At 72.8% G+C, this 19,051-nt stretch carries 17 protein-coding genes; 7 read left to right on the top strand and 10 right to left on the bottom strand.

What is annotated here, in order from left to right; genetic code table 11:
- Positions 1-71 precede the first annotated feature (71 nt).
- Positions 72-272, top strand: a complete 201-nt coding sequence (locus ACFPLC_RS31325; protein ID WP_378190053.1) for a hypothetical protein — start codon at positions 72-74, stop codon at positions 270-272.
- Here the strand turns inward: ACFPLC_RS31325 and ACFPLC_RS31320 are convergent.
- The 3 genes from ACFPLC_RS31320 to ACFPLC_RS31310 are packed head-to-tail and all read right to left on the bottom strand — an operon-like array spanning position 269 to position 3,542.
- Positions 269-895, bottom strand: coding sequence for a TetR/AcrR family transcriptional regulator (locus ACFPLC_RS31320; protein WP_378190051.1), 627 nt, complete (start codon positions 893-895; stop codon positions 269-271). The two genes, ACFPLC_RS31325 and ACFPLC_RS31320, sit on opposite strands and share 4 nt — an antisense overlap.
- 14 nt (positions 896-909) lie before the next feature.
- Positions 910-1,890 carry a phosphotriesterase family protein gene (locus ACFPLC_RS31315; RefSeq protein WP_378190049.1) on the bottom strand — a complete coding sequence of 327 codons (981 nt, stop codon included), beginning with the start codon at positions 1,888-1,890 and terminating at the stop codon, positions 910-912.
- Positions 1,890-3,542 carry an AMP-binding protein gene (locus tag ACFPLC_RS31310; protein ID WP_378190047.1) on the bottom strand — a complete coding sequence of 551 codons (1,653 nt, stop codon included), beginning with the start codon at positions 3,540-3,542 and terminating at the stop codon, positions 1,890-1,892. The genes ACFPLC_RS31315 and ACFPLC_RS31310 overlap by 1 nt, the downstream gene beginning before the upstream one ends.
- A gap of 357 nt (positions 3,543-3,899) precedes the next feature.
- On the opposite strand from ACFPLC_RS31310, the gene ACFPLC_RS31305 reads away from it, so the two are divergent.
- Positions 3,900-4,739, top strand: coding sequence for a hypothetical protein (locus ACFPLC_RS31305; RefSeq protein ID WP_378190045.1), 840 nt, complete (start codon positions 3,900-3,902; stop codon positions 4,737-4,739).
- Between the two features lie 44 nt (positions 4,740-4,783).
- Here the strand turns inward: ACFPLC_RS31305 and ACFPLC_RS31300 are convergent, their stop codons facing one another.
- Entirely contained in the window at positions 4,784-7,858 is a 3,075-nt protein-coding gene (locus tag ACFPLC_RS31300; RefSeq protein WP_378190043.1) for a glycoside hydrolase family 2 TIM barrel-domain containing protein, read from the bottom strand.
- A gap of 154 nt (positions 7,859-8,012) precedes the next feature.
- Here ACFPLC_RS31300 and ACFPLC_RS31295 point away from each other — a divergent pair, with 154 nt between their 5' ends.
- Both ACFPLC_RS31295 and ACFPLC_RS31290 read left to right on the top strand, forming a co-directional pair.
- Positions 8,013-8,798, top strand: coding sequence for an enoyl-CoA hydratase-related protein (locus ACFPLC_RS31295; protein ID WP_378190041.1), 786 nt, complete (start codon positions 8,013-8,015; stop codon positions 8,796-8,798).
- 30 nt (positions 8,799-8,828) lie between these two features.
- Positions 8,829-9,338: a dihydrofolate reductase family protein gene (locus ACFPLC_RS31290; protein WP_378190040.1), complete on the top strand. Its 510-nt coding sequence runs from the start codon at positions 8,829-8,831 to the stop codon at positions 9,336-9,338.
- A 4-nt stretch (positions 9,339-9,342) separates the two neighbouring features.
- Here ACFPLC_RS31290 and ACFPLC_RS31285 read toward each other — a convergent pair whose 3' ends face one another.
- The 4 genes from ACFPLC_RS31285 to ACFPLC_RS31270 form a co-directional block, all read right to left on the bottom strand.
- Positions 9,343-10,113, bottom strand: coding sequence for an SDR family oxidoreductase (locus tag ACFPLC_RS31285; protein ID WP_378235983.1), 771 nt, complete (start codon positions 10,111-10,113; stop codon positions 9,343-9,345).
- On the bottom strand, positions 10,110-10,862 hold the full coding sequence (locus tag ACFPLC_RS31280; RefSeq protein ID WP_378190036.1) for an SDR family oxidoreductase: 753 nt from the start codon (positions 10,860-10,862) through the stop codon (positions 10,110-10,112). Before ACFPLC_RS31280 ends, ACFPLC_RS31285 begins: the two co-directional genes overlap by 4 nt.
- A 110-nt stretch (positions 10,863-10,972) precedes the next feature.
- Positions 10,973-11,935 carry a quinone oxidoreductase family protein gene (locus ACFPLC_RS31275; RefSeq protein WP_378190034.1) on the bottom strand — a complete coding sequence of 321 codons (963 nt, stop codon included), beginning with the start codon at positions 11,933-11,935 and terminating at the stop codon, positions 10,973-10,975.
- A 69-nt stretch (positions 11,936-12,004) separates the two neighbouring features.
- On the bottom strand, positions 12,005-12,820 hold the full coding sequence (locus ACFPLC_RS31270; protein WP_378190032.1) for an alpha/beta hydrolase: 816 nt from the start codon (positions 12,818-12,820) through the stop codon (positions 12,005-12,007).
- Between the two features lies 1 nt (position 12,821).
- On the opposite strand from ACFPLC_RS31270, the gene ACFPLC_RS31265 reads away from it, so the two are divergent.
- From ACFPLC_RS31265 to ACFPLC_RS31255, 3 genes are all read left to right on the top strand, one after another.
- Positions 12,822-13,484: an SGNH/GDSL hydrolase family protein gene (locus ACFPLC_RS31265; protein WP_378235982.1), complete on the top strand. Its 663-nt coding sequence runs from the start codon at positions 12,822-12,824 to the stop codon at positions 13,482-13,484.
- Positions 13,485-13,722: 238 nt separating this feature from the next.
- A complete protein-coding gene (locus ACFPLC_RS31260; RefSeq protein ID WP_378190029.1) occupies positions 13,723-14,082 on the top strand; it encodes a hypothetical protein in 360 nt (119 codons plus the stop codon).
- A 159-nt stretch (positions 14,083-14,241) separates the two neighbouring features.
- Positions 14,242-17,412 (top strand): AfsR/SARP family transcriptional regulator, encoded by a 3,171-nt coding sequence (locus tag ACFPLC_RS31255; RefSeq protein WP_378190027.1) that lies wholly within the window; start codon positions 14,242-14,244, stop codon positions 17,410-17,412.
- 99 nt (positions 17,413-17,511) lie between these two features.
- Here ACFPLC_RS31255 and ACFPLC_RS31250 read toward each other — a convergent pair whose 3' ends face one another.
- Positions 17,512-18,243: a metallophosphoesterase family protein gene (locus ACFPLC_RS31250; RefSeq protein WP_378190025.1), complete on the bottom strand. Its 732-nt coding sequence runs from the start codon at positions 18,241-18,243 to the stop codon at positions 17,512-17,514.
- Positions 18,240-19,049, bottom strand: a complete 810-nt coding sequence (locus ACFPLC_RS31245; protein ID WP_378190023.1) for a nucleotidyltransferase family protein — start codon at positions 19,047-19,049, stop codon at positions 18,240-18,242. The genes ACFPLC_RS31250 and ACFPLC_RS31245 overlap by 4 nt, the downstream gene beginning before the upstream one ends.
- Positions 19,050-19,051: the final 2 nt, after the last annotated feature.

Raw genomic sequence — 19,051 nt, 5'->3', positions numbered from 1 at the left:
AAAACAGGAGTTTTATCGCGAATCGTGGACAAAACTTGAATAAAACCCCGGCTGACTGTGACCCTTGGTGCATGAACCAGCGGATCCCCGAACTGATCGCGCTCGCCGCAGTGCTCGCGACCGGCGTCATCCTCATCGCTCTCGGCGTCTCCCCCGAGTCGCTGGCCGTGATCACCGCCGCGCTCGCCGCTTTGTACCTCGCCTGGCACGGCGGCCGCCCCGGCCCCACCCCGCCCCGGCAAGAGGAGGCCGAGCGATCCCGGGAACCCTAGCCCACCGGCGGCCGCAACGCGTCCAGGAGCAGGTCGGCGTAGTGGTCGCCGATCTGCCGGGCCGTCAGCGACCCGCTCCGCCGGTACCACGATCCCAGGTGGTGCACGGACCCGAAGAAGAAGTCCACCACGACGTCAGCCGGCTTGTCGGTCCGGAACTCGCCCGACCGCTGCCCCTCCTCGACCAGCCCGCGGAAGCGCTCGTGGTACTTGCGGCGCTCCGCCCGCACCGCCTTCTGCTTGTCCGGCGACAGCTGGTGCATCGACTGCAGGAAGATCGTGTTGTCGTCCAGGTTGTCGATGCTCGACACCACCACGTCGGACGCCGCCGCCGCGAGCCGCTCGCGCAGGGGCGCGTCCGACGACGCCACGCTCTCCAGCTGGCGGGTCTGCTCGCGCAGCACCCGGGCGTAGATCTCGTAGAGCAGGTCGTCCTTCGAGCCGAAGTAGTGGTACATCGCGCCCTTGGTGACGCCCGCGGCCTCGACGATCTCCTGGACCGACGTGCGGTCGAAGCCCTTCTTGGCGAACAGTTTCGTGGCGTGCTCCAGCAGCCGCCGGGGCACGGCGGCCTGGTCGTCGCCGGTGGCCTCGCCCGGCTTGCGGGTGCTTGCTCGAGTCACCGCAGGACCCCCTCTCAGGACGCACCAGGATAACGCCACGACAGGAACCGCCGCGGGTTGTCCACGAGCATCGTCGTGATGTCCGCTTCGGACACCCCGCGCTCGCGCAGGGCCGGCAGCACGTCCCGGGTGATGTGCAGGTAGTGCCAGTTCGGGGCGATTTCGGGCAGCTGCGCCGACGGCAGCCAATCGATGTAGCAGGACGCGTCGTGCGAGAGCACCATGCTGCCCGCGTACCCCAGCTCGCACATCGCGGCGACCGTGTTCACCCGCTCTTCGAACGGCAGCAGCAGGTCGAGGCCGAACCGGTCCATACCCAGGAGCGATCCGCGGTCGGCCACTTCCCTCAGATAAGAGAGGTCCGCCGAATCCCCCGAATGCCCGATCAGCACCCGGGTCAGGTCGACGCCTTCGGCCGCGAAGATCTCCTGCTGCTCCAGCCCGCGCCGGGTGCCCGCGTGCGTGTGGGTCATGATCGGCGCGCCCGTCTGGACGTGGGCCTGGGCCACCGCGCGCAGGACGCGCTCGACACCCGGTGTCACCCCCGGTTCGTCGGTCGCGCACTTGAGCAGGCCGGCCTTGACGCCGGTGTCGGTGATGCCGTCGCGGATGTCCCCGACGAACATCCCGACCAGCGGGTCCTCGCCCTGCAGCAACGTGCCCGGCCCGCGGAAGTGCAGGTAGTGCGGCACGTCGTTGTAGGTGTAGAGCCCGGTCGCGACGACGATGTTGACGTCCACCTCGGCCGCCACCCGCTGCACGCGCGGGATGTAGCGGCCCAGGCCGATCACCGTCGGGTCGACGATCGTGTCGATCCCGGCTGCCTTCAGCTCCTTCAGGCGCCGGATCGCCTCGGGGACGTGCTCGTCCTCGCGGAACCCTTCGTGCTCCGGGTAGTTGTCGGCGAATTCGGGGCTCAGCACGAAGAGGTGCTCGTGCATCAGCACCCGGCCCAGCGCTTCCGGCGCGATCGCGCCGCGAACCGTCTCGATCATCAGCCACGCGCCCGCAGCTCGCGGCGCAGGATCTTGCCGCTCGTGGTCTTCGGCAGCTCGTCGAGGACTTCGACGGTACGCGGGTACTTGTAGGCGGCGAGCCGTTCCTTGCACCAGGCGACCAGTTCCGCGGGATCGGCGGTCGCCCCCGGCGCCGGGCTGACGTACGCCTTGACCGTCTCGCCGCGGTATTCGTCGGCGATCCCGACCACGGCGGCCTCGCGGACCGCCGGGTGCGTGTACAGGACGTCTTCGACCTCGCGCGGCCAGACCTTGAACCCGGACGCGTTGATCATGTCCTTCTTGCGGTCGACGACGTAGACCCAGCCGCGCTCGTCCATGAACCCGATGTCGCCGGTGAGCAGCCGCCCACCGGGCAGCGCCTCCGCGGTGGCGTCCGGGCGGTTCCAGTAGCCCGAAACGACCATCGGGCCCTCGACGGCGATCTCGCCCGGCTGCCCGGGCGGCAGCTCTTCGCCGTTCTCGCCGAGGATCCGGACTATCGTGTCCGGCACCGGCAGGCCGATCGAGATCGTGCCGGACTCCGGGTCGATCGGCGCCTCGAGGGTGCCGGGGACGACGACGCAGCCCGCCGTGGTCTCGGTGAGGCCGTAGCCGTTGTGGATGTAGTGCCCGGTCTTCGCCCGGAAGGCCTCGACGACCGCGGGCGGGAGCGCCGCGCCGCCGGAGTAGAGCAGCGCGAACGAGGCGAAGTGCTCGCGGCTGAACGACGGGTGCGCCATCAGGGCCATGTAGGCCGTGGACGGCCCGACCGTGTACGACGGCTTGTGCTCGAGGAACGCGTCGAGCACCACCCCCGGCTCGAAGCGGTAGGCCAGGGCGAGGGTGCCCTCGATGTCGATCGCCGAGCCGAGCTCGCAGACCATTCCGGTGATGTGGAACAGCGGCGCGAGCCCGAACAGCGTCGAACCCGCGGGCAGGCCGCTGAAGGAACCGAGCCCCGCCGCGTTGATCCCGATGTTGCCGTGGGTGTTGGTGGCGCCCTTCGGCGTGCCGCTGGTGCCGGAGGTGTAGCTGATCAGCGCGGTGTCGTCGAGGGCGAAGGCCGGCTCCGGGGGCTTCGGGCCCGGGGTGGCCGCGGCTTCGAGGAGCTCGGTCGCGCCCGGGGTCGCTTCCCGCTCGACCTTGGCCAGGACGCGCTCGTCGTCGCGGGTCTGGAACTCGAGTTCACTGGTGGTGAGCCCGATGCCGACGCCGTTCGCGGCCGCCGTCTCGCCGATGTAGGCGTTCCAGCCGCGCTGCGAGCAGACGACGGCCTTGACGCCGGCGTCGGTGAACACGTGCGTGAGCTCGCGTTCCCGGTACATCGGGTTGACCGGCACCACGATCCCGCCGGCCTTCCACGCGCCGAGCAGCGCGATGACGAACTGCGGGATGTTCTGCAGCACCAGGGCGAGCCGGTCGCCGCGGGCGAAGCCGTGGGCGGCCAGGTACCGGGCCACGCCGTCGGAGAGCTCGTCGACCTCGCGGTAGCTCAGCCGCGCGTCGAAGTACGCGATGGCGGTCCGGTCCGGGACGTGGTCCACGGCCCGGCGGAACGACTCGGGCACCGTCGTCGGCGGCGCCGGTTCCGCGTCCCGCACGCGTTCGTCGTAGCTCGCGAGCCAGGGCTTCGCGTCGTACCAGCTCATCCAGTGACCTCCCTTGGACACCGACCGGTCGGTATGCCGACGCTAGGAGGACACGACGGCCCACGTCAAGCCCGCCCGGGCAGCCCGAAATTGGGCACAGCAATTCCTGCGCGCCCGCAACGCGCCAAAACAAATGCAGCCAGATGGCGCCGTCACCGGGGTACACGTACCCCGGTTCGAAATGGTTCACATCTTCTTTTTCGCACCGATCACACTGGACAAACCGCTGCTCGGGAGGCCACCATGGTCGTCGGCGGCCGGATTGGCCCGCCCCATCAAAGAACCCCGCCGTATCCCCCGAAGTCGGCGGAGTACCCATATGTTCACGCTAACTCACGCACGAAAACGGAGTCATTCATGCCTGCTTCCGGTGGACGACACCGCCTGTCCAAGCGAACGAAGATCGCGACCGGCGTCTTCGCCCTCGCGATCGCGGGCGGAGCACTGACCGTCGCCACGACCTTCGGCGACCCCGGCGCCGCCAACGCCGCCTCGGGCGGTCAGGCGGCCGTCGGCCAGATCAGCTGTCCCGACGTGGCGAGCAAGCTCCCGGCCATCCCGGCCCAGGCTCAGGCCGAGGTGCAACGCAACCTGGACCTGCTGAACACCCAGATCAACGAAGCCAACAACCGCCTGCAGACCACCGTCGGCCAAGGCGGCCCGAACTTCGTCCAGAACGCGATCCTCGGCCCGCTGGCGGACAAGCGGAAGTCCACGATCGACCGTATCGCCATCTCGATCGGCCGCCGGGCCGAGAAGCCGCAGGGCCTCGACAGCCTGGCCACCTGCTCGGTCGGCGGCGCCGGTGCCGCCGCTCCGGCACCGGCACAGGGCACCGGCAACGGCGGCCAGAACAACAACGGGAACAACGGGAACACCGGCCAGAACGGCAACACCGGCAACGCCGGGGTCGGCAAGATCTCCTGCCCCGACGTGGCGAGCAAGCTCCCGGCCATCCCCGCCCAGGCCCAGGCGGAGGTCCAGCGCAACCTCGAGCTGCTGAACACCCAGATCAACGAAGCCAACAACCGCCTGCAGACCACCGTCGGCCAAGGCGGCCCGAACTTCGTCCAGAACGCCATCCTCGGCCCGCTGGAAGACAAGCGCGTGGCGACGATCAACCGAATCGCCACCGCCATCGGCCGCACCGCGGCCAAACCGCAGGGACTCGACGCGCTCGCGCCCTGCAGCCGGTGACCACGCCGGGGCCGGCGGGGGGGTGCGCCCCGCCGGCCCCGCGGTCACCGGGCCAGCAGCGCGCTGATCCGCAGGAAGCTCCGCGCGGTCATCGTCACCCGCACCTCCGTGGTGACGACCGGATCGAACGCGAATGACGTCGGGTCGTTCGACCCGGTCCCCCACGTGATCCGCAGGTTCCGCACCGGTTCCCAGCCCCGGGCCGTGCGGCAGGCGACTTCGGCGGCCACCGGCAGCGCCAGCTTCGCGTCCACGACGAAGTTCGCCGTGACGGCACCGATCCGCTGGGCCGACGGCCAGGACAGGGACACCCAGTCCTCGGGGCGCGGCCGGCTCACCGCGGCCAGCGTCGAGGTCGCCTGCTTGACGTAGAGGTTCGACCAGCCGGTGGCCGGGTTCCCGTCCAGCATCGCGGCCGGGAGCGTGTCCGGGGCCCCCGAGTAGCTCGCGTCCGCGGTGGAGACGGCCGGGACCACCGGAGTGTCGGCCGCGCGCGCTCCCGGGCCGTTGCGCTGCCCGAGTGATGTGCCGGGCAAGGTGAGTTTCCCCGGCGCCAGACCCGGGGCGCTCGCCGTCACGGTGATCCGCCCGCGCCCGCCGGTCGCCGCGACGACGGCGACGGCCTGCCCCTTGAACGCCGGGATCGTGGGCTCCTGGTAGCTCTGGGCGAGTTCCTGCCGCCCGTTGTCGACACCGGCGACCCGGCCGGGCCCTGAGACAGTGAACCGCAGCAGCGGCCCGTCGCCGGGCACGACGACCCCGCGGGCGTCCACGACCGACGCCGTCACGAACGTCATCGCCCCGGGCACGACCCCGCCACCGGGTGCGTCCACGCTCAGCTTCACCGCGCGCGGCGGCCCGGCCGTGACGAGCTCGTCGCGCGCCACTTCGCGGCCGCCCGTCCGCGCGATCGCGGTGAGCGTGCCGGGTTCGAAGGGCACGGTCCAGGTCAGGTGCAGCTTGCCGGTGCTGCCGTTCGGGCTGGTGTAGCTGCCCGACGGGTCGTTCTTGTCGTCACCGGACGGCTCGCTCGTCTCCAGGTACGGCCGTCCATCCACAGTGGTCTTTCGATCGAATTTCTTGGTACCCAGCGACTTCCCGTTCAGCACCAGCTCGACGGTGTCCACAGTGGAGTACACCCACACCGCGACGGGTTCGCCCGGCCGGTGGTTCGTCCAGTCCATCGGCGTCAGGTGCACCATCGGGGCGGTGGTCCACTGGCTGCGGAAGAGGTGGAAGGCGTCCTTGGGCAGGCCGGCGCTGTCGACCGCGCCGAAGAAGGACGTCTTGACGGGGAAGACGTCGTACGGCGTCGGTTCGCCGAGGTAGTCCTGCCCCGACCAGAGGAACTGGCCCTGGCAGAACTTCCGGTCGCGGTCCTTCTTCAGCGAGTACTCGCCGCTGAACGTCCACGAGGCCAGGTTGTTGTCGTACGACGACGTCGCCCGCTTGCCGGGAGTGTGGTTCTCGCCGGTGTTGAGCAGGTCGGGGTCCTGGTAGACACCGCGCGTCGAGGTCTCCGAGGACGATTCCGACTCGAAGAAGAACTTGTCCGGGTACCGCTCGTGCAGCCCGTCGATGGACTGGGCGGTGTTGTAGTTGACGCCGAGGCCGTCGAGCTGCTTCATGATGAGGTCCTGCGGCGAGCCGGGCGCGGGCACGCCGCGGTAGCGGTCCGAGCCCATCACGATCGGCCGGGTGGGGTCGATCGCGCGGACCGCGGCGATCAGCCCCGCCGCGATCTCCGGGCCGCCCGCCATTGACGCGTCCGGCACCTCGTTGCCGATCGACCACAGCACCACGGCGGGTGAGTTCTTGGCCGCGTGCACCATTTCGGCGATGTCGCGCCCGCTCCACTCGTCGAAGTCGCGGTGGTAGTCGTACTCGAGCTTCCCGGTCCGCCAGCAGTCGAACGCCTCGACCATCATGACGATCCCGAGCCGCTCGCAGACGGTCACCAGCTGCGGGTCCGGCGGGTTGTGCGCGGTCCGCAGCGCGTTGACGCCCATCGCGAGCATCAGCCGCATCTGGTGTTCCATCGCGGCCGGGTCGACCACCGCACCCAGCGCGCCCTGGCTGGAGTGCAGGTTGACCCCGCGCAGCTTCGTGGGCACGCCGTTGAGCGAGAACCCGTTGTCCGGGTGGAATTCGGTGTAGCGGAAGCCGAAGTCCGCGGTGGTCGTGTCGAGCACGCGCCCGGCCACCACGACGTCGGTGCGCAGCCGGTACAGCCGGGGTGTGCCGAACGACCACAGCTGGGGCCGCTCGACCCGCAGCCCGGTCACCGCCGTCGCCGTCCGCCCGCCGGGGACCGCCACGGTCGTCGAGCCGGTGGCCACGACGCGGCCCGCCGGGTCGGTGACCGTGGTGCGGACCTGCGTGGTGACCGCGGCGCCGGAGTCGTTGACGACGTCGGTGGTCACCCGCACGGTACCCCGGCCGGCGGCGATGTCCGGCGTGGTGACGAAGGTGCCGTGCCGGGCGACGTGCACCGGCTCCGTGACGACCAGGCGGACGCGGCGGTAAATGCCGCTGCCGGAGTACCAACGGCTGCTGGGCAGCGGGTTCGTCGCGCGCACCGCGAGGACGTTCGGCGTGCGCCCGTCGGTGTGCAGCCGTCCGGTGAGGTCGAAGGCGAACCCGGTGTAGGCGTACGGGTGGTTGCCGAGCAGTTCGCCGTTCAGGTACACGTGGGCGTCCGAATAGACGCCGTCGAACTCGACCGACACGCGTTTGCCGTCGAGGGCGGGCGGCAGCGTGAACGTCTTGCGGTACCAGCCGAGGCCGCCGCGGAAGAAGCCGGACCCGCTGTGGGTGCCCTTGGCCGTCGGCGGGAGCTCGATGCTCCAGTCGTGCGGGACGTCGACGAGCTGCCACTTCGAGTCGTCGAAGCCGGGCTTCGGGGCGTCGGCGAAGCGGCCACCGGGATCGGTGACGCCGTCGGGGTTGGCCAGCGCGAACCGCCAGCCGGTCGTGAAATCGCTTTCCCGGGCCGGTCCGGGCGGCGTGAGCGCCTCGGCGGCCCGGGCGACCGGCGCGACGGCCGACACGGCGACGGCGGCACCCGCCCCACCCAGCACGACCCGTCTGCGGAGACCGCTCGGCTCTTCTTCCGGCATCGGGCAGGCCCCTTCCAGCGCGGCGACGTGCGGGCGGAAAGCACTATGGCACAGAGGTTTCCGGACAATCAAAGGGTTCGACATTTTCGAACCCCGGTTCTCGACTTTCCCCCAAGCGACCGCTTAGTATGGTGGCCGACCCGAGGAGGCGGCGATGTCCACTGTGGATGGTGTGCGGTACGAGACGGACGGTGCGGTCGCGACGTGCACGTTCGACAAGCCCGACCGCAGCAACGCGATGGACGTCCCGATGCAGGCCCGCTACGGCGCCGTGCTGCGGCAAGCGGACGCCGATCCGGAGATCCGCGCGGTCGTCGTCACCGGGGCGGGCCGGGCCTTCTGCCCCGGCGCCGACCTGGGCCTGCTCGACACGATCGCCGCGGGGCCCCCGGTCGAGGGCGGCGAGAACTTTCGCGACGTGCTGGCGGCGGCCTCGGTGGGCGTCCCGGTGGTCGCGGCGATCAACGGCGGCTGTGCCGGCCTGGGGTTCGTCATCGCGTGCTCGGCGGACGTCCGGTTCGCCGCCGCGGGCGCGAAGTTCACCACCGCGTTCGCCCGCCGCGGCCTGATCGCCGAGTACGGCATCGCGAAGCTGCTCCCCGAGCTGGTCGGCCAGGGCCGTGCTCGCGACCTGCTGCTGTCCGGGCGGACGTTCACCGCGGAACAGGCCCTCGACTACGGCCTGGTCCAGGAGGTCGTCCCGGCCGGCGAGCTGGCCTCGTTCGCGCACGGGTACGCGAGCGAGCTGGCGACCCACAGCGCACCGCGGTCGATGGCGGTGATGAAGGAGCAGTTCGCCAGGGAGGCGCTGCTGCCGCTGCCGGAGGCGGCCCGCTCGGCCACGGAGCTGATGATCGAGTCGTTCGGCCGTCCCGAGCTGGCGGAGGGCCTGGCGAGCTGGAACGAGCGCCGCCCACCGCGGTTCCCGCCGCACCGATGAGTTTCCGCCGCCGGAGCCGTCGGTACCGGCATGGCCAAACTGCTCTACGCGTTCAGCTGCTCGATCGACGGCTTCATCGCCGGCCCGGGCGGGGACATGTCCTGGTTGACCCCGTTCCTGGGCCCGCCCCCGGAGGGCTTGCTCCCCCGCATCGGCGCGCTGCTGGTGGGGCGCCGCACCTACGACGGCGACGACCCACACCGCGGCGGGCCTGGCGAGGGCCAGGCGTTCGGCGGCGGCTGGTCCGGACCGCAGTTCGTCCTCACCCACCGCGCCGCCGCCCCGGCTCCCGGCGTGACGTTCGCCGGTGACCTGGCTTCGGCGGTGTCCGCGGCCAAGGCGGCGGCCGGGGACAAGTACGTCAACGTCCTCGGCGCCGACGTGGCCCGGCAGTGCCTCGAAGCCGGGGTGCTCGACGAAATCCTCGCGCTGCCGGTCCCGGTCCTGCTCGGCGACGGGGTCCGGATGTTCCACCGCCCCGGCGGTGCCCCGATCGGGCTGGAACCCCTGCGCCCGAACTGGTACCGGGTGCTCCGCTAGCCGGTCACAGCTCCCCGACGGCCTCCTCGACCTTGCGCTGCAGCTTGTTCATCCCGCCGAGCCAGCGGTCGGTCTCGGTGGCTCGCGCCGCGTAGTAGCCGGCGACCTCGGGGTGCGGGAGCACCAGGAACCGCTTGTCCTCCATCGCCGCGAACAGCGCGTCGGCGACCTGCTCCGGCTCGATCGCCGACGCGCCCATCAGCAGCTGCCCCGCCGTGCCGGTGCTCTCCAGCATCGCCGTGCGCACCCCCTGCGGGCAGATCGCCTGCACCGTGATGCCGCGGTGGCGGTAGGTCGCCGACAGCCATTCGGCGAACGCCAGCGCGCCGTGCTTGGTCACCGAGTACGGCGCCGAGCCGAGGCTGGTCAGCAGGCCGGCCGCCGACACCGTCGCGATGAAGTGGCCCCGGCCGCGCTCGAGCCACGCCGGCAGCAGCAGGTTCGCCGCGCGGACGTGGGACATCACGTTGACGTCCCAGGTGCGCGCCCACACCTCCTCGCCGCTTTCGGCGCCGCCGAAGGGCGCGATGCCCGCGTTCGCGCAGAACACGTCGATCTCGCCCAGCGTCGCCCGCGCGCTCTCGATCAGCTTCGTGACGCCGTCGAGGCTCGCGACGTCGCCGGCGAACGCCGTCCCGCCGACTTCGGCGGCCACCTCCGCGGCCTTGTCCCCGTCGAGGTCGGCCACCACGACCCGGGCCCCGTCCGCGGCGAAACGGCGGGCCAGCGCGGCGCCGATGCCACCGCCGCCCCCGGTGACGACGACGCCGGTCACAGGCCACCGCCGAGGGTCACGCCGCCGTCGAGGACCACGGTCTGGCCGGTGATCCAGCCCGCGTCGTCCGACAGCAGGAACGCCACCGCGCCCGCGATGTCCGACGGCACGCCGAGCCGCTTCATCGGGTACGCCGAGGCGACCTCCTCCTCGCGGCCCTCGTACAGCGCGGTCGCGAACTTCGTCTTGACCACGGCCGGCGCGACGGCGTTGACGCGGATCTTCGGCCCCAGCTCGGCGCCGAGTTCGACGGTCAACCGGATCAGCGCGGCCTTGCTGACGCCGTACATGCCGATGCCCGGCGAAGCGCCGAGGCCGGCGACGGAGGCGACGTTGACGACGGCGCCGCCGTGCTCCCCCATCCACGCGTCGCGGGCGCGCTTGGTCCAGCCCAGCGGCGCGAGCACGTTGACGCCGAGGATCTTCGCGGCGGCCGCCGGGTCGATGTCCAGGGTGGGCCCGTAGACGGGGTTGATGCCGGTGTTGTTGACCAGGTAGTCGAGCCGGCCGAAGGTCTCGATCGTCTTGGCGACCGTCTCGTCCTGGTGGTCGGTGTCGTCGGCCTTGCCGGCCACGAACATGGCGACGTCCGGGCCGCCGAGGGAGCTGACGGCCTCTTCCAGGGCCTCCGGCTTGCGCGCGGTGAGGCAGACCTTCGCGCCGCGCTCGACGAGCGTCTTCGCGATCCCGAGGCCGATGCCCCGGCTGGCCCCGGTGACGATCGCGACGCGGTCCTTGAACGAGTTCACGGCAGAGAGTCTCCTTCGGCTGTGGTGCCCGGCACATACCAAGCAGTCGGTCAGTGGCCATTATGCGCGATGCGACCGAGGTCTCAAGGCGGACGCGCGTCACACCGCCCTCACCGCACCCGGAGCACGAGCTTGCCGGTCGTCGAACCGGATTCGATCCGGCGGTGGGCCGTCACCGCGTCCGCCAGCGGGAGGGATTCGACGTCGACGCGCAGGGTGCCGTCCGCCACGGCCTCGACCGCGCGGCGCAGCGCCCGGCCCACCGTTTCCGGCGCGACCGCGGAAAACGCGGCCAGGTTGAACCCCGACACGGTCTTGTTGGTGAACCACAGCTCGTTGGCCGGGATGCCGACGTCCTCGGCGCCCGAGGCGTTGCCCATGACCACCAGGCGCCCCATCGGGGCCAGCCGGTCAAGGCTCGCCCGGCGGGAGGGCCCGCCCACCATGTCCACCACGACGTCGAACTCGCCGGTGCCCGCCACCTCGTCGCGCAGGACGACCTCGTCGTAGCCGAACGCCTTGGCGGCGGCGATCTTCGCCTCGCTCCCGACGGTGCCGACCACCCGGCCCGCGCCGAGCAGCCGCGCCACCTGGCCCAGCTGGCTGCCGACCCCGCCGGCGGCGGCGTGCACGAGGACGCGCTCGCCGGGGGCGAGCCGGGCCACCCGCTCCAGCACCAGGAAGGCGGTCGTGCTGTTCGACGGCACCGCGGCCGCCGTCTCCAGCGCGGCCTCGGGCAGCGGTGCGACGAGGTCGGCGGCGGTGGTGACGACCTCGGCGTAGCCCCCGCTCGCCACGATCGTCAGCGCGGCGACCGGCTGCCCCACGGCCAGGCCGGAGACCCCTTCGCCCAGCGCGCGGATCCGGCCGGAGACCTCGATGCCGGGGACGAAGGGCAGCGGGACGTCCACGACGCCCTGCCGGTAGAGGACCTCGGCGAAGTTGGCGCCGGCGTAGGCGACGTCGATCGAGACCTCGCCCGGCCCGGGCTCCGGGACCGCCAGGGTGCCGAGCCGCAGGACCTCGGCCGGGCCGAACTCGGGGATGGTGACCGCCTTCATGCTGTTCGTCATGAGACGATCCTGCGGCGGCCGCGAGCACCGGACCAGGCCCGGCCCAGCCTGGGTCCGCCAGGACCAGGTTCAGCGCGGCACCAGCGACCGCACCGCGCCGACCAGCTCCGGGCCGTCGAGCAGCACCGGATCGTTGTGGTCGGCACCGGGGACCTCCACCAGCCGGGCCGCCGCCGCGGCCGCCACCTCCCGGCTCTGGGACGGCGGGACGATCGAGTCCCGGCCGCCCACGACCACCACCGTCGGCACGCGCAGCCGCGCGACCTGCTCCTTGACCGGGAAGCGGTCGCGCAGCAGCAGGCGCACCGGCAGGTAAGGGTAAAATTCCGCGGCGACCGCCGCCAGGTCGGCGAACGGGGACCGCAGCAGCAGCCCGGCAGGCGGGTGTTCGAGCGCCAGCTCCGTGACGACGGCGGAACCGAGGCTTTCGCCGAAGTACACGAGCCGTCCGGGCGGCACCCGCCGGTCTTCGGTGAGGAAGCGGTGAGCCGCGCGGACGTCGAGGGCCAGGCCCGCCTCGCTGGGGTCGCCCGGATTGCCGCCGTACCCGCGGTAGTCGAGCAGCAGCACGGCCAGCCCCGCCTGCGCCAGCTTCGCGGCCAGCGGGACCCGGCCCGCCCGGTTGCCGCCGTTGCCGCCCGCGACCAGCACCGTCGCCGCCGGGTCCCGGCCCGACGGCCGCACGTACCAGGCGCCCAGCTCCAGCCCGTCGGCGGTGCGGAGCCGGACGTCCTCGGCGCCGGGCAGGACGCTCGCGGCCGCGGGGAGCGGCCGGGCGTCCGGGAGGTAGATCAGCCGCCGCTGGAACGCCCACAGGGCGGCCAGCACCAGTACCACCACCACGACGGCCACCACCAGCACCCGCACGAGCACCGTTCTGGTCAACGTGACCTCCAGCCCCACGGGAAACAACGACGGCGTGGCCACGTTGTACCCGGTGATGACCGCACCACTCAGATTCTGGGTCCTCGGCGACTCGCTCGCGGCCGGCGTCGGCAGCACCCGGGAAGACGACACCCTCGGCCGGCGGCTCACCCGGCGGCTGCTCGACGCGGGCCACACCGTGCGCCTGCGCACCTTCGGCGTGCCCGGCGCCCGGTCGGACGACCTCGAGCGCCAGGTCGGCGTCGCCCTCGGTGAAGGGGTGGACCTGGCGCTGATCGTGATCGGCGCGAACGACCTCGCCGGGTTCGTCTCCCCCGCGGTCGGCGCGCGGCAGCTGCACGACGCCGTGGCGCGGCTGGTCCGGGCCGGCGCTCGCGTCATCGTGGTGCCGGCACCCGACCTCGGGATCGTGGCCCGGGTGCCCGCGGCCTACCGGCAGCTGGTCTCGGCGGCCAGCGGCCACTACGCGCAGGCCCAGGCCGAGGCCGCGATCCGCGCCGGTGGTGCGGTGGCCGCCGCCGGGCCGGAGCTGGCCGCCCGCTTCGCCGCCGAGCCCGCCCTGTTCTCCGCCGACCGGTTCCACCCGTCCTCGGCCGGCTACGCGGTGATCGCCGAAGGACTGGCGCCGCACGTCCTGGCCGCCGCGGCGCACCTGGCCGCCTGAGCCGGTTTTGCCCGGCTTTAACCGGCGCCCGGCAAGATCGGGACCGCCAGGTGGTCGGGGCGAAGGACTGGGGGTCCGGAACCCACCGGCCGGGGGGACTTGCCGGTGGGAGGGTGCCGGTCGCCTGGTGGCCAGGGGGCAATGGGGGAGCTCTTCCCGCGTCCGTCGTGACGCGCGCTGCAGGCTGGGGGCCTGCGGCGCCCGCCCCTTCCGTCACAGCAAGGGGAAAGAGGCAGACATGAAATCACTCGTGAAGCGGGCGGCCGTCGTGGGGGCGGTCGCCGCCGGCGCACTCGCACTCAGCGCACCGGCCGCGCTGGCCACCGTGCAGGGCGGCACTTCGTCGACGTGCCCGGGCAGTGCCTGCCAGACGGCCGAGGTCTGGTTCCCGGGCGGCACCCTGTCGGTCGATGCCGACGTGCACGGCAGCGGCGGGGCGGAGTGGGCCGTCCTCAACGGCAACGGCACCGTCTGCCGCGCCGGGTTCAGCGCCGTGGACCCGCCGCGGTCCTGGACCTGCAGCGGCGTGCCGGCCCAGTGGCTGTACGGCGTGGTCTCCGGTCCCGCCGGGTCGTCCAACATCGGCCTCCGCTGGTAACACCGTGAGGACGTTTCGCTGATCGCGCCGCGGCCGGGGTCTCGCCGACCCCGGCCGCGGCGTTTTCCGGGAGCGCGGTCCGTCCCGCCGAGTTGCCCGATTCCCGCTACCCTCGCCGCGGGGTGACCGATTCGTCCGGTCTGCGGGGGGTGCGGAAGAGTGCTCAGCTTCGGGGTGCTGGGGCCGTTGCAGGTGCTGCGGGACGGCGAACCGGTTCCGGTCACCGGGCCCAAGGTGCGGGCCCTGCTGGCGGCGTTGCTGATGCGGGCGAACACGACGGTGTCGCTCGAGCGGCTGACCGAGCTGCTGTGGGGCGACGACCCGCCGGAGACCGCCCGCAAGAGCATCCAGGTGCACGCGGTCCGGCTGCGGCGGGCACTCGGAGACGGCGTCATCGAAACCCGGCCGACCGGGTACCTGCTGCGCGTCCCGCCCGACCGGCACGACCTGCTCCGGTTCCGCGAGCTCACCGCCGCCGCGCGGACCGAGCCGCGCCCGGACGCCGAACGCGCCCTGCTCGCCGCCGCGCTCGCCTGCTGGCGCGGACCGGTGCTCGCCGACGTCCCGGCCGAGGTGCTGAGCCGGGAAGACGTCCACCAGCCTGCCGAAGAACGGCTGCGGGCGCAGGAACGCTGGTTCGAGGTCAGCCTGGAGCTGGGCCGGCCCGGCGAAATCACCGACGAGCTGGCGCGGGTGACGCGCGAGCACCCGTGGCGGGAAGCGCTGTGGGCGCTGTACCTGACCGCCCTGCACCGCTCGGGCCGCCGCGCCGACGCCCTCGAGACCTACCGCGAGGTGCACCGGATGTTCACCGGTGAGCTGGGCGTCGGTCCCGGCGAGCGGCTGCGGCGCGCCCACCGGGCCGTCCTCGCCGACGAGGCACCCGAGGAACCGTCCGTCTTCGCGCGGCCGGAGTTCCGGCCACGGCAGCTGCCCCCGGCCGTCGCCACGCTCGTCGGCCGCGGCCCTCTGATGTCCACTTTGGACGAAATGGCGGACGGTTCGCACCCGGCGATCGCGCTGCTCGTCGGGCCGGCCGGCGTCGGCAAGACGACCGCCGCCGTGCACTGGGCGCACCGGGCCGCGCGGCACTTCCCGGACGGCCAGCTCTTCGCCGATCTCCACGGCTATTCGACCGGGCCGGCGCTCGCGCAGCTGGAGGTGCTGACCCGGTTTTCGCACGCGCTCGGCGTCCGGCCCGGCCAGGTGCCGACCGAGCTCGCCGACGCCGCCGCGCTCTACCGCTCGGTGCTCGCCGACCGGCGGGTGCTGATCGTGCTGGACAACGTGGCCGGGCCGGACCAGGTCCGCGCGCTGCTGCCCGGGAGTCCGGGCTGTGCGGTGCTGATCACCAGCCGCGACCGGCTCGGCGGCCTGGCCGCCACCGTGGACACCCGGCTGGTGGAACTGACCGAGCTGACGCCGGAGGATTCGCTCGCGTTGCTCGCCTCGGTCGTCGGCCGGGAACGGGTGGCCGCCGAGGACGCGGCCGCGCGCGAGCTGGTGCGACTGTGCGCCGGGCTGCCGCTGGCCCTGCGGATCGTCGCGGCGAACCTCGCGCTGTGGCCGGACCGATCGCTGCGGGGCCACCTCGCCGAGCTGGCCGGCCCGGACCTCGAGCGGCTCGGCGTCCGGCGGGCCTTCGACCTGTCCTTCGACGCCGTTTCCCCGGCCGCGGCCCGGGTCTTCCGGCTGCTCGGGCTGGTGCCCGGCGCCGACGTCGGCGTCGCGGGCGCGGCGGCGCTGGCCGGGGTGAACCAGCCGCGTGCCGCCCGGCTGCTGTGGGAACTGGCCGCGAGCCACCTGGTGCAGCCCCGCGGCGGCGAGCGGTTCGGCCTGCACGACCTGCTCCGCGCGTACGCCGCCGGGCGGGCGCGCGAGGAGCTTCCGGCGGGCGAGCGGGCGGCCGCCCTCGACCGGCTCTTCGAGTACTACCTGCGGGCGGCGGCCGGCGCGGCGACTGCGCTCTACCCCGACCTGCAACGGCTGCCCGACGCGCCCGAGGGCGGCGAAGACGTCGAACCGGCCGAAGCGCGCCGGTGGCTGCTGGCCGAGCACGGCACCGTGCTCGCCGCGATCCGGTGGACCGCCGGGCGGGAGCAGGCGCCGTTCGCCTGGCGGGCGGCCGACCTGCTGCGCGGGTTCTTCCACTCGCACCGGCTCGACGCGGAGTGGCAGGCGGCGGCGACCGCCGGGCTGGCCGCCGCGCGGCGGGCCGGGGACGAGCGCGCGGCCGGGGCGATGCGGCACAGCCTCGGCGCGCTGGCCTGGAGCCGCGGGGATTACGACACGGCGCTCGCGGAACTCGAAGCCGCCCAGGCGTCCTACCGCGCCGCAGGGGCCCGCGAAGGCGCGGACTCGGTCCTGCACGCGCTCGGCGTCGTGCACCTGGACCTCGGCCGGCTCGACCGGGCGATCGAGCACTTCACCGCCGCGCTGGCGGGCACGCTGCGCAGCGGCGCGTCGATCCGGGCGGCGAACGGGCTGATCAACCTGGGTGCCGTGCTCATCGAACACGGCAGGCTCGCCGAAGGCGTCGAGCACAACGAGCGCGCGCTGGAGCTCTGCCGCCGGCTCGGCTCCCCGCACGCGGCCGCGATCGCACAGTGCAACCTCGGGTACGGCTACCGCGTGTCGGGTGACCTCGGCCGTGCCGGGGCCGTGCTCACCGAGGCACTGGAAGCGTTGCGGGAGCTGGGTTCCCGCGACGACGAGGCGGACGCGCTGGTCCGGCTCGCCGCGGTGCACCGGGTGACCGGCGACCTCCAGGCGGCGTGGCCCGCGGCCCGGCGGGCGGTGACGGTGGCGCGCGAGGCGGGCAACCAGCGGTTCGAGGTGGACGCGCTCGGCGCGCTCGGCGACCTCCACCGCCAGGAGGGCGACCCGGCCGCGGCGCTGGCGGAGTACACCGAAGCCCACCGGCTGGCGGAGAAGATCGGCTACCTGCGCGGCCGGATCGCCACCCGGATCGGTCTGTCCACTGTGGATACCGACGGCGCGGCCGCGCACGCCACGGAGGCGCTGCACGACGCCGAAGAGGGCGGCTTCCGGCTGCTGGCCGAGCAGGCCCGGACCAGCCTGGCGTGGGTGTCCTTCACCGCGGGTGCTCCGGAGACCGCGGAAGACCTGGCCGCGCGGGCGATCGCCGGGTTCCGGGCGGCCGGGCACCGGCTGGGCCAGGCGTACGCGTTCGTGGTGCTCGGTCAGGCCCGCCGGACCCTCACCGGCCCCGGCGCCGCCCGCGAATGCTGGCGCACGGCCGAAGAAATCCTGGCCGCGGCGGGCGAACGCCCGGTGCTGACGGCGGTCCGGAAGCTCCTGGCCGAATAACCCTGCCGCGGCCGGTCGTGAGTGGTAAGGCGGGTTCTAACCCGCCTTACCACTCACGAGGGGCTCGCGCCGAACGCAGTGAATGACTCATTCACTGCATCAGCGGCGGGTGGACAGCTCAGCCGGGTGCAGTTCGTAGAGCGCGTAGGCCTTCCGGATCACCGGCTGCGCCACGTTCCGCACGCGGACCCCGCCGGGCGTCACGCCCTGCTCGCTCCCGAAGTGCGCGTGGCCGTGCAGTGCCAGGTCCGCGCGCACCTCGTCGATCGGCTCGCACAGCAGGTACGAACCGAGGAACGGGTGGATCTCGGGTGGCTCGCCGTGCAGCGTGCCCGGGATCGGCGCGTAGTGGGTCAGCGCCACGACGACGTCCGTGTCGAGGGTTTGCAACGCTTTGCGCAACGAATCCGCCGACGCGATCGTGGTCTCGACGAAGTCCTTCATCTCCCGCTCGCCGAACCGGCTGGCGCACTTGCCGGCGAATCCACCGCCGAAGCCCTTCACGCCCGCGACACCCAGGGAGCCGTCCGGCAGGTCGTAGCGGACCGCGTCGCCTTCCAGCACGTCGACGCCGGTCTCGCGGAGCAGGTTGGAGATCATCTCCCCGGCGTCGCTGTGGTGGTCGTGGTTGCCGAGGACCGCGGCGATCGGCACGCCGAGCCCGGCGAGCTCGTCGGCCACCACGCGGGCTTCCTCGACGGTGCCGTGCCGGGTGAGGTCCCCGGCCAGCAGCAGGACGTCGGCGGTGCCCGCCAGGTGCTCCAGGGCCGGCCGGAGCAGGCCGCGCGAGTCCTCGCCCAGGTGCACGTCCCCGACCGCGGCGATCCTCATCGGCCGATCTCCTCCGCGCTCGCCGGTTCCCGGACGTCGGCGACCCGGATGTCGTTGTGCACCAGCTCCCCGGTCAGGTACTCGCCGACGACGGCGTCCACCTCCGCCTTCCGCTCGGTGCAGAGCACCTCGCCGGTCAGGTGGACGTGCTCGCCCCGCACGGTGACGTGCACGCCGAGCTCGGCGGTGCGGGGGTCTTCGGCGAGCGCCCGGCTGAGCCGGGCGACGAGGTACTGCGGTGGTTCGGGCACGAGGGCCTCCTTCGGGTCGATCACGGCCAGGTCGCCGAGCAGCGCCAGGAACGCCCGCGCGTAGGGCGACGCCGACACCTGCACGGCGACGTCGGTCCAGTCGACCTGTTCGCGCAGGTCGCGGGCGATTTGCAGCAGCGGCGCCAGGTCGCACCGGTGCGCGCTCAGCACGAGCAGCTTGTCCACCAGCAGGTCGGTGCCGGAGACGACCGGCGCCGCGGTGGACCCGATCCGCATCAGCGCGGCGCGGTCGAGCAGTTCGTCGGTCACCGGCCGGTGGTTGGGACCGTAGATCAGGTCGACGAGGATCTCCCCGTCGTAGACCTTGGTCAGCCAGTCCTCCGGCGGGTGCACGCGGCGCAGACCGGCATCGGTAAGCACCTTGGCCGCCCGCTCCGCGTCGTCGGGTTTGAGGAACAGGTCGACGTCGTGGTCCGACGGCGGCCCGCCGCGGGCGTACACGGCCAGGCCACCGGCCACGGCGAACCGGATACCGGTGCCGTCGAGCGCGGTCACGACGCGGGTCAGGCTCTGCAGCAGCGCCTCCGCTTCCATGG

The sequence above is a fragment of the Amycolatopsis plumensis genome (assembly GCF_042652605.1).
GTDB lineage: Bacteria > Actinomycetota > Actinomycetes > Mycobacteriales > Pseudonocardiaceae > Amycolatopsis > Amycolatopsis plumensis.
Note: the sequence above shows the minus strand (reverse complement) of the source record. Positions and strands in the feature narration are given on the sequence as shown.